This window comes from Marinobacter sp., from assembly GCF_044799475.1.
Classification (GTDB): Bacteria; Pseudomonadota; Gammaproteobacteria; order Pseudomonadales; family Oleiphilaceae; genus Marinobacter.
Genome location: NZ_CP085217.1, coordinates 255,349 through 269,217, shown reverse-complemented (window position 1 = coordinate 269,217; position 13,869 = coordinate 255,349). Strand labels below are relative to the sequence as shown.

Sequence of the window (13,869 nt, the reverse complement as noted above, 5' to 3'; positions counted from 1 at the left end):
GTCGATAGTAAACATTTACCAGGACCTGCCGGGACACAATGCCATGACAGCCACCCCAAAAATAAGCCGGGATGAACTGGCCCGTAAGCTCCGGGAATTCATCGCCGCTGAGTATGTGATTTCTGATGAGGAAACCCTCAGGCCCTATGAGTGTGATGGCATGTCCATGTATCGGGAGCTGCCGCTGCTGGTAGTGTTGCCGGAAACCGTGGCCCAGGTGCAGCAGGTCATGCGGGTCTGTCATCAGCAGGGGGTTCCAGTGGTCGCCCGTGGCGCCGCAACCGGCCTCAGCGCCGGGGCCATGCCCCACGCCGACGGGGTGGTACTCTCGCTGGCCAAATTCAATCGCATTCTCAGCATTGATCCGCTGGCACGCTCGGCGCGTCTGCAGCCGGGAGTGCGAAATCTCGCCATCAGTGAGGAAGCGGCCCAGTATGGCCTCTACTATGCGCCGGACCCATCCTCCCAGATTGCCTGCACCATCGGCGGCAACGTAGCGGAGAATTCGGGTGGTGTTCACTGCCTGAAGTACGGGCTTACGGTTCACAATGTTCTGAGCGTCGAAATGGTGACGGTCGATGGCGAGAAAATAACCATCGGCACGGATGGTCTGGACAGCTGCGGGATGGATCTGCTCGCACTGATGACAGGATCCGAGGGCCTGCTGGGAATTATTACCGAGGTGCAGGTGAAGCTGCTGCCGAAACCTGAAAAAGCCCAGGTGGTCATGGCAGGATTTGACAGCGTACAGAAAGCAGGGGATGCAGTCGGCGGCATTATTGGCCACGGCATTATCCCTGGCGGGCTGGAGATGATGGATGGCTACGCCATTACTGCGGCCGAAGATTTTGCCCAGGCAGGCTATCCCAGAGAGGCATCGGCGGTACTCCTGTGTGAAGTCGATGGCACCAGCGAGGAGGTTCAGGAACACATTGAGCAGACTGAAAGCCTGTTCCGGCAATTTGGAGCAACCACCGTGCGTACCTCCCAGAGCGAGCAGGAGAGGGCGCTTCTCTGGAAAGGTCGTAAATCGGCTTTCCCTGCGGTAGGGCGGATATCCCCGGACTACTACTGCATGGATGGCACCATTCCCCGGCGTCACCTGGCCCATGTACTGCTGGAAATGCAGAAGATGTCGGAGCGCTTCGGCCTGCGGGTGGCGAATGTGTTCCATGCCGGAGACGGCAACCTGCACCCGCTGATTCTGTTCGACGCCAATGTCCCGGGCGAGTTTGAGCGCACCGAGGCGTTTGGCAGCGCAATTCTGGAGCTGTGCGTCGAGGTGGGGGGCTGCATTACCGGCGAACATGGCGTGGGTGTGGAAAAAATCCGTCAGATGGCGGTGCAGTTCGATGACCGGGAACTGGCCCAGTTCAATGCCCTGAAAGAAGCCTTTGACCCCGGGGGCACTCTGAATCCGGGCAAGGGGGTGCCGACTCTGCGCCAGTGCCAGGAATACCGCTCGATTGAGCGCAAGCCCGAATCAACCTCCGAATCAAACAGGGTGGGAGCCTGATATGGCGGATATTTCCCAGCGTCTGCAGGACGAAGTCCTGGCGGCACGCAAAGATGGACGCGCCCTCAACATTGTTGGAGGCGGCAGCAAGAAATTCATGGGTCGCGCAGTTGAGGCTGCCGACCTTGATGTCAGGGGGCACGCGGGCATTGTGGAGTATCACCCGGTGGAACTGGTCATTACCGTGCGGGCTGGCACCCGGCTTTCCGAGGTGGAAGCGGCTCTCGCCGAAAACAGTCAGATGCTGGCTTTCGAGCCTCCCCATTTCACTGAAAAAAGCACCATTGGCGGCACCCTGGCCTGCAACCAGTCCGGCCCTGGCCGCCCCTGGACAAGTTCGGTACGGGACCACGTGTTGGGAATCCGGCTGATCAATGGTCACGGGGAGCACCTGAGGTTCGGCGGCCAGGTGATGAAAAATGTCGCAGGCTACGATGTCTCGCGCCTCCAGGCCGGCGCAATGGGCACCCTTGGGCTGATTACCGAAGTCAGCCTGAAGGTCCTGCCCAAGCCAGCCGCAACAGTGACGCTGGTACAGGATATGGCGCTGGCGGAGGTGGTGAAGTTCATGAATGCCCGGGCAGCCGAACCCAAGCCCCTGACGGGCGCCTGCTGGCACGATGGCAGGCTCTACCTGCGGCTTTCCGGCGCCCGTTCTGCGGTGGATGCCACCGCAAAGCAATGGGGCGGCGACATTCTGGACGATGGCGACACCTTCTGGGCAGGCCTGCGGGACCAGAAACTGGACTATTTTGCCGGCGAACGGCCGCTCTGGCGTTTTTCCGTCAACCCCATGGCCTCCAATCCTTCTCTGGATGGCGACTGGCTGATTGACTGGGGCGGCGCCCAGCGGTGGTACCGGGGGGAGGGCGAGCTGGCCCAGATGGAAGCCCTGGCCGCAAGAGCCGGAGGCCAGGTCAGCCTGTTTCGGGGCGGCGACCGCAGCGGAGAGGTGATGCACCGACAGCCGGCAGCACTGAAGACCATTCAGCAGCGGATCAAACGGTCATTTGATCCTGGCGCCATCTTCAATCCCGGTCGTTTATACACCTGGATGTAAAGCAGGAAACCCATGCAGACTAATCTGGTTCAGCAGTTCAAGAATACGTCCGAAGGCCAGGAGGCCGAAGCCATACTGCGCACCTGCGTACACTGTGGCTTCTGCACCGCCACCTGCCCCACCTACCAGGAGCTCAACGACGAGCGGGACGGCCCCAGAGGCCGGATCTACCTGATGAAGGAATTCCTGGAGGGCGCCGAAACCACTGAAAAGACACGCACCCACCTGGATCGCTGCCTCACCTGTCGCAGCTGCGAGACCACCTGTCCGTCAGGCGTGGAATACGGCCGCCTGATAGACATCACCCGTGGCTTCATGGAGGAAGAGCTTCCCCGGCCCGCCCGGGACCGCTGGCTGCGCTGGAGCCTGAGAAAGGTGTTGCCCAGGGCCCGGCTGTTCGGTTTCTTCCTGCGGCTCGGCCAGGTGTTTCAGCCGGTTCTGCCCGGCGCCCTGCGCACCAAGGTGCCGCCGCGCCAAAAGGCCGGATCCCGGCCGCGCAGCCATCATGGCCGCACTGTAGTGGCGCTGGCTGGCTGCGTGCAGCCTTCCGCAACGCCTGGCACCAACGCCGCCGCTGCCAGGGTGCTGGACCGCCTGGGCATCAGCCTGGTCGAAGCACCGGATGCGGGCTGTTGTGGTGCGGTGAGCTATCACCTGTCGGCCCATGAAGAAGGGCTGGACTACATGCGCCGCAATATCGATGCCTGGTGGCCGTCCATCGAGGCGGGCGCAGAAGCCATTGTCATGACCGCTTCCGGCTGCGGGGCCATGGTGCAGGATTACGGCCATATACTGCGCCATGATCCGGTCTATGCGGAGAAGGCGCGACGGGTCAGCGAACTCACCCGGGACCTGGGGGAATTCCTGCTCGACGAGGATGTAGCCAGCCTGAAGCCTGCCGCTTGTCCCGGCCGGGTTGCCTTCCATTGCCCCTGCACCCTGCAGCATGCCATGAAGCAGAGCGGCACCGTGGAACAGGTATTGCGCAAGGCCGGCGTGGAACTGGCGGAAACCCGGGACAAACACCTCTGCTGTGGCTCTGCAGGCACCTACTCGATAACCCAGCCGGAGCTGAGCCAGAAGCTGCTGAAGAACAAACTGGCGGCCCTGACCGTCGACAATCCGGATCGCATTGCCACCGCCAATATAGGCTGTCAGTTACATCTGGGGACAAAATCCGAAGTGCCGGTGCAGCACTGGATTGAGTTGCTCGACCAGCGTTAGCAGAACTCCGGGGTCAGGTCACTGCGACCTGACCCCGTCAATGGTCTGATCTGCTTCTGCGGCGATTCTTCTGCCGTAATACCTGGCCACGAAGGCCCCAACAAAAATCTGGATCTGGTTGTAGCACATGATCGGCAGCACGATCATGCCGAACCCCGGGTGCCCGGCAAACAGAACCTTGGCCATGGGCAGCCCCGAGGCCAGGCTTTTCTTGGAACCGCAGAACACCACCGCAGCCTCGTCGGCCGCATCCAGCCCCATGGCCCGTACCACCAGCCGGGTAAGCAGTATCACCACGAACAGCAGCAGAAAGCACAGGGCAATGGTCAGCACCACCGAGGCGACGGGCAGCTTCTGCCAGAGCCCGCTGACGACCGAGTGGGAGAAAGCCGAGTAGACGATCAGCAGAATCACCCCCTGATCGTACTTGGCCAGCAGCGGCTTGTATTTATCAATCAGCTGCATCACCCATGGCCGTATGGCGTGGCCGGCAAAGAAGGGCAGCAGCAGCTGAAGGACTATGTCCCGAAGCGCACCGGCCACATCAAATCCGGCGCCGGTGGTCTGGGCCAGCAACAGCAGCAGGAAAGGGGTCAGCATCATGCCGAAGACATTTGAGGCAGCCGCACTGCAGATGGCCGCCGGCACATTGCCTTTCGCCATGGCGGTGAAGGCAATGGATGAGGTTACCGCAGAGGGCAGCACGCCCAGGTAGATGAATCCGAGCGCCAGATCCCCCGGAATCCAGCTTTCCGGGAACAGAGTGACTGGCAGCACGAGAATCGGGAAAACCACAAAAGTCATGGTGGTGATCAGGGCATGCAGGCGCCAGTGGCTTGCGCCGGCAATGACCTGTTGGCGTGACAATGCCGCGCCATGGAAGAAGAACAGCAGCCCCACAGCCACCGAGCCGGTGACTGCCAGAGCCTCAGCCGAGGCCCCCTGCACCGGCACCACCGATGCCAGCACAATGGCCCCCAGCATGAGGGCGGTAAAGCCATTAATGGGCAAACGCATTCCTGATTTCCTCAGTCTGAACCCGTATCGGCAGGCCCGGATTCAGGCCGATTTCCGTTTTGGTCCCGGTCTCCAGGCCCCCTGTTTTGCCAGCGCCTCACGACCGCTTTCTCGATCTCGACCAGCAGAAATATGAGCAGACCTGCCGCCCAGACAAGACCCCAGTGGGTTGCTGTCAGGGCAGTGCTTTCAAACAGGAACTGCATGGGCCCAGTGTAGGTCCATGCCAGCTGGAACACCACTACCAGGCCGATGGCGATCAGCACCACCCGACTGCCAAACAGCCCCTTGATGCAAAGCGCCGGTGCGAGAGAGCGCCGGACGTTCAGCAGATAGACCACCTCGCCCACCACCAGCATGTTGACGGCGGCAGAACGTGCCAGTTCCAGCGACGCCCCCTGAGCTTCCTGTAGCCAGATAAACAGGCCGTAGACCGGCGCCACCAGAAGGCATGCCACAAATACTACACGCCAGGCGAGGAACAGATTGAGCAACGGTTCTTTCGGATCCCTGGGCGGCTGTTGCATGATATCCGGCTCTGCCGCTTCAAAGGCCAGGGAAAGGCCCAGAGTGACTGCCGTCACCATGTTGACCCAGAGTATCTGCACGGGGGTAATCGGCAGCAGCGCCCCGGACAGTACCGCAATCAGAATGGCCAGACTCTCAGCGCCGTTGGTTGGCAGAAGGAAGGCGATGGTCTTGCGGATATTTGCGTAAACCCGCCGGCCTTCCTCGACGGCATTGACGATGGAGGCAAAGTTGTCGTCCGCCAGCACCATTTGGGCTGCCTGCTTGGAGGCTTCGGAACCCTGGATGCCCATGGCCGTACCTACATCCGCGCGTTTGAGGGCAGGGGCATCGTTGACACCGTCACCGGTCATGGCGCAGACCTGTCCTTTGGACTGTATGGCTTCCACCAGCCGCAGCTTGTGTTCCGGGGAGGCCCGGGCGAAAACGTTAACTTCGTCCAGCCGGTTGCGGAGCTCTTCATCTGAAGTCTCTTCAATCTCTTTGCCGGTCATGGCCTCGCCGGTTTCGTCCAGTCCTATCTTGTCGCCAATGGCGCGGGCTGTCCGGGCGTGATCGCCGGTAACCATCCTGACATGTATGCCGGCCTCCCGGCACCGCTTCACTGATTCGATGACCGCCTCTCTTGGCGGGTCCAGCATGCCCACCAGCCCCAGCAGCACAAGGTCGCTTTCCACATGTTTCTTTTCAAGGCTGTCAATGTCATCAGCGGTCCGCATGGCCAGAGCCAGAACCCGCAGACCCTGGGACGAAAGGGTTTCAATACGCTCCTCCCAGTAACCCGGGTCCAGCTCCTCATCACCCTCCTCTGTGGCGACACGGCTGCACATGTCCAGCAGTACATCCGGGGCACCCTTTACGTGGATTATCCGCCCGCCATCCTTCGCTGGCTCATCCAGGGTTGCCATATATTTATGCGCAGAGTCGAAGGGGATTTCATCAAGCCGACGGAAGTCCTTGCGGATATCCTCCGGTTTCCTGTCTGCCCTGGCGGCCAATACCAGCAGGGAACCCTCGGTCGGGTCACCGTCAATGGTCCAGTCACCGTTCTCCTCGTTCAGATTTGAGTCATTGCACATTACACCGGCAATCAGAATGCGAGCCAAGACATCGGAGTCGCCCGGGTCGATCTTCTCCGGCTCCGAATCGTCCCCGGCTCCGTCGGTGAAGCTCCTGTCTGATTCAAAGGCAGTACCGCGGACCCGGACCCTCCGCTCCAGCATATCAACGGCGCTTACAGTCATTTCATTACGGGTCAGAGTGCCTGTCTTGTCAGTGAAAATGGTCGACACTGATCCCAGGGTTTCCACCGCCGGCAGATGGCGGATGATGGCGTTACGTTTGGCCATGGCCTGCACGCCTATGGCCAGAGTAATGGTGACAATCGCAGGCAGGCCCTGTGGAATCGCGGCCACGGCGAGACCCACGCCCGCCATGAACATTTCCTGCAGGCCAAGATCGTAAACCAGCACCCCGAACAGGCCCATCGCAAACGCCACCGCCGGAATGATTCCGGCAAGCATCTGGCCAAAGCGGTCCAACTGCTTCTGCAGGGGAGTCTTGATCTCTCGCACATCCTCGATCATCTCGGAGATGTGACCGATTTCAGTATCCATGGCCGTGGCGACCACAAGGCCCCTGCAGGAACCGTGAACGCAGAGTGTGCTGGCGTAGGCCATGCTGGAACGGTCGGCGAGGTCCGTATCTTCATCCACGGCCTCGGTGGTCTTGATTACCGGCTCCGATTCGCCGGTGAGGGGGGCCTCCTCATTGCGACACTGGCTGGCGGACAGCAGCCGCAGGTCGGCGGGGACCCGGTCGCCACTTGCAAGAATCACCACATCCCCCGGAACCAGCTCTTCCGCCGGCAGGGTTTTCTCTTTTCCATCCCGGACTACCCGAGCCCTGGGGGAGAGCATGTTTTTGATGCTCTGCAGGGCCTTTTCGGCCTTGCCTTCCTGAATAAAGCCGATGAGGCCGTTGATCAATACGACCGCGAAGATGGCGCCGGCATCCACAAGCTGACCAAGAGCCCAGCTGGCAGCCCCGGCAACGATAAGAAGAATGATCAGGATGTTGTTGAACTGGTCCAGCAGCCGGCGCCACCAGGGGCGACCCTCCTCCTCCCGTATCTGGTTCGGACCGTGCTTTTCCAGCAGCTCCGAGGCCCGATCTTCACTCAGACCATCTTTTGAACTCTCCAGTTTTTCAAGGGCTTCCTCTGGGGACAATGCGTGCCACGGTGTGGATTGCTGATCCTTGTTGCCCTCGGGCATGGGTGTTCTCCTCGCTGTCTGACTTCCTGGTCTGTCATAAATACATGAACCACCAGCTTAAAGTCTTGCTACAGCGGGTTCCAGTCTGCCTGTCCGTTTTGTTTCTGTTCAGAAACCGAATTTGTAGCCCAGTACCAGTGTCCGGTCGATGCCGGGGCGGGCGCCCAGTGGCCGTCGGGATAGCAGGTAGTCGTTATCAAGCAGGTTTTCCACCCGGCCATAGATCAGGTGTTCCGGCAGAAACTCATAATGCCCGTTCAGGTCCACCACCGTGTGGTCATCCACTTCAGCACCGGCCAGTGGACCGCTGTCGCCAGCCTGTTCTTTCTGGCTGCCAACATAACTTGCCCGGACATTCACGCCCCATTGCCAGCCTGTCAGGCCCAGTGTCGCTGAACCCTTGTGACGGGGCATGTAGGGCAGTTCGTCTCCCTCGCTGACATCGCCCCACAGGGGGAAATCCGATTCAAATGAGGTCTGGAATTCTGACTCGGTGTAGGTGTAGGTGACGCCAAGGGGAACCCGCCAGCCATTCTCAAGGGTCCATTCGTGACGCAGCACGGCCTCAAGTCCATAGACGTCCACTTCGCCAGCATTGAAGGCTTCGCCAGTGGCTTCGATGCAGCCGGAGGAAAAGGTGCAGACGCCCTTCAGATTGCTGTAGTCATTGAAAAAACCGATCAGCTCGACCTGGGTTGCACGGGTGATGTAGCGCATGCCGGCTTCGTAGCTGACGCTCTCTTCCGGTTCAATGTCGTCATCCATGCCGGGGCCGGTGGGCACAAACCCGCGGTGGGCTCCGGCCAGCAGCCCAAAGCTTTCGGTCAGCTGATAGTGGACCCCCAGACCGGGCAGCCAGATGCTGTTGTCGTTTTCGCTGCGCTCCCCGGTTTTGCGATTCTCCGATTCGTATTCCACATATTCAAGGCGCACACCGGGGATTAGCCGCAGTTTGCCGTGGCGGATTTCATCCTTGATGAAAAACGCCAGGGCATCCGCGCCTTCCCGTTGCAGAAGAGTGGTTTTGACTCCGGAGCCTTCGGGCCGGAGTTCCCCTGAACGCATGAGGAAGCCCTGTTCCGTGTGATCCCGCTCTACTTCATCCTGATGAAAGCGCAGGCCGGTGATGACCCGGTGGTCAGTAGTGCCCAGCGCCGCGTTCCATTCCAGCCGCGTCTGGACGCCCCGGGAAAAGTACTCCCGGCCGTTGTTGCCAATCATCAGCACTTCCTGCGCCGTCTGGGTGTCCTTTTCACCTCGCAGCACTGCCATGAAATCCGCATTCAGGCCGCTGTCCGGGTTTGCCAGAATCTCTCCCAGGGTCCGGGAGGTGTTGAAGCGGTTGAGCTTGTTCCAGTCCCGCTCAAAGATCTGATAATAGCCCTCGGTGACCAGGGCAAGGTCGGAGCTGGGCTCAAACCTGTGCTGCAGATGGGCCTGGTAGTAGTCCCATTCAAACAGGGCATTCTGGCTCGCGGCATATCGCCGGAAAGGGGTCTCCGAAAAATCATCGTCCGTCAGGCCCAGATAGGTCTCGTTAGAGGTCTCAGTGGCATAATTGAGCGTGAGATCCAGCTGATGGTAGCGAGTGGCTGCCGGGTCGCTGTTGAGGCGCCCCTTGAGCATCACATCGGTTTTGTCATAGCCGGTGTCTCCCCCGTCGTCGAGTTTCTTGAAACCGTCCGTCCGGGTGTGAATGGCTTCCACCAGGAAGCCGGCCCTGTCTCCCGAGCGGCCATAGTAACCATGCACTTTGCGGTAGTCGTCCGTGCCACCGGCAAGGTCGAGACCACCTTCCTCGCCGCCCGGTATCGACCGGCTGATCAGGTTGACGGCGCCCCCCACGGTGGCCGGCCCATGGGCGATTGCGGCCGGGCCTTTGACGACTTCAACCCCGGTCATGCGGGAGACCTGGGGGAAGAAATAGGCGGCAGGGGCCGAGTAGGGGGCGGGGGCCATGAGCACGCCATCCATCATCAGGGTGATTTTCTGGCTGCGTTCAGTGGTGGTCCCCCTGAGACCTATGTTCGGCCTGAGGCCATAACCATCTTCCCCGCGGATGTAGACTCCGGGCACATCATTGAGAACCCGGTTGATGTTGTCGTATTCGTCCTGCTCCAGGGTTTCTTCTGTGACCCGGAAGGCCGAGCCGGGCGCGGTGGCCTGGTCGCCGCCCTGGGTTCCGATGACGGAGATGCCTTCCAGCATGACCGGGAGAGGTTCATCGGCATGTGCAGCGGCAGGACTGAGGGCAAGGAACAGCAGTGCGAATGACACGCCGTTTTTCATACGTAACTCTGCCATGGTATCGCTCCGGCAATAGAGGTAGAAACAAAGGGATAAAATGAAAGAACCGGAAATTGCGTGTCGGAAATGAAAAGGCGGCATCCCGGGGAATACCGCCTTCTGCGGATCATGCCGGCGCTGTAGGGCCGTCAGGTGCCGCGTTACCAGTTTTCGACGTCTGCCTGGTCGAAGCCATAGGCTTCCTGCATCAGGTCGCGGGCAGCCAGCAGGTCGTCGCGGTAAGCCGCAAAGGCCTCATCAGCGTCGGGCAGAGGCAGAGCAGGACGCTCGCCTGCCAGATCGTGGAAATCCGCGAACCGGCTGCCTTCGTTCAGCGGAGAGCGGGGGTTGAACTGCAGGCCAAGGGCAAAGGCTTTCATTTCAGCCCAGTGCTTGGTATGAGCGAGATAGCTGTAGCTGGTGATGTCGGCATCAGCCTTGTCCATGTCTCCCAGGGTGTCATTGATGTAGTGAACCACTGTGGCAGCAACCGCCTTCTCCCAGGCGTCCACGGCCAGGTCACGCTGGGCTTTGAGGACCTGCATTTCCACCTCGGTCAGATCGCCTTCGCCGTCATCGCCGGCGCGGGCAATAATGGTGCGGCCGGTGAGGAAGGCTTTCATGGCCTGTTGGGTGAAATCGGTTCCGGTGGTGCTCCCCAGGTCACGCTTGGCGGCGTTGGTGGAGTTGCCGAAATTGAACTCGGCATTCAGGTCGATTTCGCCGTCGCCGTTGCTGTCGTGATAGCCGTCACTCCATCCCTCGCGGCCACCCTTGCCGGCAATTTCCTTATCGGTGTAGGCGAGGTAATCCCGCGCCGCGCCGAAGTAGCCAAAGCCCTCATCGAACTGGTGCTCCAACTGGGTGTACGGCTTTCCGCTGACCGCATCAAAGTTGTCGGTAAGCAGGCCCTTGCCGTCGGTGGCATCGTCCAGGTAGTCATCCGCGCCCTGGGAAAAGGGGATGGCTCCCAAAAGGAATTTCTGCACCATCTGTTTGAGGTCCAGGCCATCTTCTGTGTGATAGTCCTTCAGGGTTTCCGTGCCATTGACCGGATCCATTCTGGTCTCGCCGCTGGCTGCATTGGCCGCGATCACCGTGAACCATTCCTGAACCAGCGCATCGGGTGAAGCTGCAGTCCAGCCCTGGAAACCCCCGTTATCCCAGTCCTTGTGATCCGTTATGTCATCATTGCCGGCGATTTTGCCGACCAGGTTCTTGCCGGAAGAGATATCGTTGTAGGTATTCTGCGCGGTAGGGGGAGTGGTCGTCAGCAGCAGGGGTTCTTTCCCGATGACCGTCGTGCCATCCTGGTAGTAGGCATTCAGCTCTGCGAGAAACTCCTCCAGGGTATTCACGGTTCCGCTTTCCTTCGCGGCCCGCAGGTTGGAGGCAATGATCCGGTTGAGATCGTCGATCAGCACCTGGCGGGTGACCTGGCCGGAATACAGGGCACTTTCGGCGCCGGAAACAAACCGGCTCTCGAATTCATAGGTGTCAGGAACCTCAAGAGAGCCCAGCAGTTCAGCCACAGGATCGTTCTGTGGAGAGCTTACGTCGCTGTCAGAAGAGCTGTCGCCACAGCCGGCCAGCCCCAGGCCCATGGCCCCTGCAATGATGGTTACCAGAATTTTTTTCTGCATGATTTTTCTCATTCCGATTGAGTGTATTTTATTTCACGAACGTGAATCTAAATGATACTCATTATCAATGCAAGTGATAATCCGGGACTTCAGGGGCCTGGAACGGACAATCCTGCGCAGGGCATGGGTACAGGGTTCGATGTACGCCCGGGCCAGGCTGGTATGGGGAGAGGGCTTGCCCCGGGAGAGGCCGTAGCCTGAGACCTGCTCACCACGGGCGACTAACAGGGTGTGGAAGAGTCCGTCCCAGACTGCAAGAAAGGCCCCCATGTTGCGGTCGAAATGCCGGGGATCACTACTGTGATGGATCTGATGCTGGGCCGGACTGATGAAGATGCGCTCCAGCCAGGGGCCCCAGGATATCCAGACATGGGAATGGCGCAGATTGGCGCCAGCCAGGTTGAACAGGTAGGTGAAAGCATTGGCACCGGCAATCTCCCAGACCGACAGGTTCATCCCGACTGCGAAGAAAAACAGGCCAAGGACAAGACCCTGAGTGATCACCATGCGCAGGCTGTAAAGAAGGCTTTCCAGCGGATGTATCCGGTAGACCGTGAAGGGTGTCATCACCTCGGCGGAATGATGCAGTCGGTGAATGGACCAGAGCCAGGGCAGTTTGTGCATCAGGTAATGCAGCAGAAAGCGGGTGAAATCGTCCGCCACAAAAAGCACCAGGGTGTAGGCGGCAGTGATCTGAAGGCCGGGCCAGTCAAGAGAGAGTGAGCCGGCCCACCGCTCCAGAAAGTTGCTGGTGGCAAGCGCCACCGGTACCAGGGAAATCCCCACAAACCCCAGAAAGAACGTCCGTATCAGGGGATTTATCGCCAGTAGCTGGTAGTCCAGCCTTGCCGATGGGTGAAACCATATCCCCGGGCTGGCAAAGGCCTTCCATATTCCGGCAGCACCGTTCCGATCCCTGGACAGCAGGCGCAGAGCCATTACCAGCAGCACCATCGCGAGGCTGCCCAGGAGGTAGAACACGTAAACGCGTTTACCGGAGTCCAGCGGGTAGCCCAGAAGGGTCTGAATGTGGCTCAGCAGGAATTCCATTCCCGGCCGCTCCTGTTAGTCGCCGTCCCCTGCGGCAGCGGCGGGAATGGACAGTCCCAGCACGGCCAGGAAGTCCTTCTTCAGCCTGTCAGTGATCTTCTTGGTGGACTCGTGAATGCCTTTTGCCAGATTGACGCCCTCCGGATCGGTGACGGCTTCCCTCAGCGGCTGCCCGAGCTGGTCCACCGCCGCCAGGGCTTCATTGATGTCGGCCTCCATGGACGCTGACACGTTCTCGCCGCTGGCCGAATCAATCAGGTCATCGAAGCCCGGGCCTTCATTGCCGTCTGTGTCATTGCCCAGGAAAATCTGACGAAAAGCCACCAGATTCTGGCGGATGTGCTGGGCGCTGCGGCCACTGAAAGGATTCTCCACCGCGTCGGCGCAGGCGGGCTCGCCCTGGGTGCACTTGCTATTTTTAATGCCCAGGGGCTCTGCCAGTTTGGTGTCCTTGACCTGCTTTTCCACATAAAAGAGGGCATCGGAAATGGCGTTGACCGCCCCCTGATCCGACCCGAACCGGCTGTCAGCTGAGCCTGCCTGCAGCAGCTCCTTCCGGAAGCTTCCGGTGCCTGTGGCCCAGCGCCTGACCAGTTCGTCAGCCAGCCGCTCGATGTCGCCGGCCGCGGCCAGGGCATAGGTGGCGCGGGCAGAGAGCTTTTCGCTGCCTGGCTGGCTGTTCCAGTTCTGGGTGCTGCTGGTGCTGGCAGGGCAGGTGTGGTCAAGGGTTGGGGTGTAGAGAATGTATTCCAGGGCATCAAGGCCCTTTCTGAGGGGCGTCCGGCCGGCGATGTTGTAATCCACGCCCTCGGCTTCAGCCTTGATGACCTCCTGGTCCACCACGCAGGTGCTTGTCGAAGGCCAGGAGTAGATGCTGTCCCGCAGGAAGGAGGAATTGTCCACCAGCGGGCCGGTCTGCATTACTTCCACCGACTGCCAGGCAAGCATGGTCTCGTTCCAGGCCGTCTGCGCCGTTTCTTTCAGGGCAACATTTGCCGGTTCCGCCTGCCACGCCACGACCGCACTGCTGAAGGCAGCGGATTCGTTCTGGAACTGCCGCATGGCGGGGATCATCACATTGTCACTGAGGTTTTCCAGCATGGCTCCGCAGTCGAAACCGGCGCAGGCCCCTGATGTTCCGGGAGAGCTTTCGTCGCTCCCTGAACCCCCGCCGCCGCAGCCGGCAATTACAAGGGTGGTGGCAAGGAGCAGGGAGGCTGGGAGTATGCGCCTGTTCTGATCAAGTGAAAGTCTGGTATGTGCCATGTG

Annotated in this window: 9 protein-coding genes; 3 read left to right on the top strand and 6 right to left on the bottom strand. The window is 60.1% G+C overall.

Features of this window, described 5'->3' with window-relative positions; genetic code table 11:
• The first annotated feature begins 43 nt into the window (after window positions 1-43).
• Genes LG327_RS01225 through glcF form a run of 3 tightly spaced genes read left to right on the top strand, consistent with a single transcriptional unit; the run spans window position 44 to window position 3,800 of the window.
• Window positions 44-1,516, top strand: coding sequence for an FAD-linked oxidase C-terminal domain-containing protein (locus LG327_RS01225; RefSeq protein ID WP_404364951.1), 1,473 nt, complete (start codon window positions 44-46; stop codon window positions 1,514-1,516).
• Between the two features lies 1 nt (window position 1,517).
• Entirely contained in the window at window positions 1,518-2,576 is a 1,059-nt protein-coding gene (glcE, locus tag LG327_RS01220; RefSeq protein ID WP_404364949.1) for a glycolate oxidase subunit GlcE, read from the top strand.
• Between the two features lie 12 nt (window positions 2,577-2,588).
• Entirely contained in the window at window positions 2,589-3,800 is a 1,212-nt protein-coding gene (gene glcF, locus LG327_RS01215; protein ID WP_404364947.1) for a glycolate oxidase subunit GlcF, read from the top strand.
• 18 nt (window positions 3,801-3,818) lie between these two features.
• Here glcF and LG327_RS01210 read toward each other — a convergent pair whose 3' ends face one another.
• From LG327_RS01210 to LG327_RS01185, 6 genes are all read right to left on the bottom strand, one after another.
• Window positions 3,819-4,817: a bile acid:sodium symporter family protein gene (locus LG327_RS01210; RefSeq protein WP_404364946.1), complete on the bottom strand. Its 999-nt coding sequence runs from the start codon at window positions 4,815-4,817 to the stop codon at window positions 3,819-3,821.
• An 11-nt stretch (window positions 4,818-4,828) separates the two neighbouring features.
• Window positions 4,829-7,621: a cation-translocating P-type ATPase gene (locus LG327_RS01205; RefSeq protein ID WP_404364944.1), complete on the bottom strand. Its 2,793-nt coding sequence runs from the start codon at window positions 7,619-7,621 to the stop codon at window positions 4,829-4,831.
• Window positions 7,622-7,729: 108 nt separating this feature from the next.
• Window positions 7,730-9,925 carry a TonB-dependent receptor family protein gene (locus tag LG327_RS01200; RefSeq protein ID WP_404364943.1) on the bottom strand — a complete coding sequence of 732 codons (2,196 nt, stop codon included), beginning with the start codon at window positions 9,923-9,925 and terminating at the stop codon, window positions 7,730-7,732.
• A gap of 143 nt (window positions 9,926-10,068) precedes the next feature.
• The gene (locus LG327_RS01195) at window positions 10,069-11,550 is read right to left on the bottom strand and encodes a DUF4856 domain-containing protein (RefSeq protein ID WP_404364941.1); all 1,482 of its coding nucleotides are present in this window, start codon (window positions 11,548-11,550) and stop codon (window positions 10,069-10,071) included.
• A gap of 33 nt (window positions 11,551-11,583) precedes the next feature.
• Complete coding sequence (locus LG327_RS01190) at window positions 11,584-12,600, bottom strand: sterol desaturase family protein (RefSeq protein ID WP_404364939.1); 1,017 nt, start codon at window positions 12,598-12,600, stop codon at window positions 11,584-11,586.
• Window positions 12,601-12,615: 15 nt separating this feature from the next.
• The gene (locus LG327_RS01185) at window positions 12,616-13,866 is read right to left on the bottom strand and encodes an imelysin family protein (protein WP_404364937.1); all 1,251 of its coding nucleotides are present in this window, start codon (window positions 13,864-13,866) and stop codon (window positions 12,616-12,618) included.
• Between the last annotated feature and the right edge of the window lie 3 nt (window positions 13,867-13,869).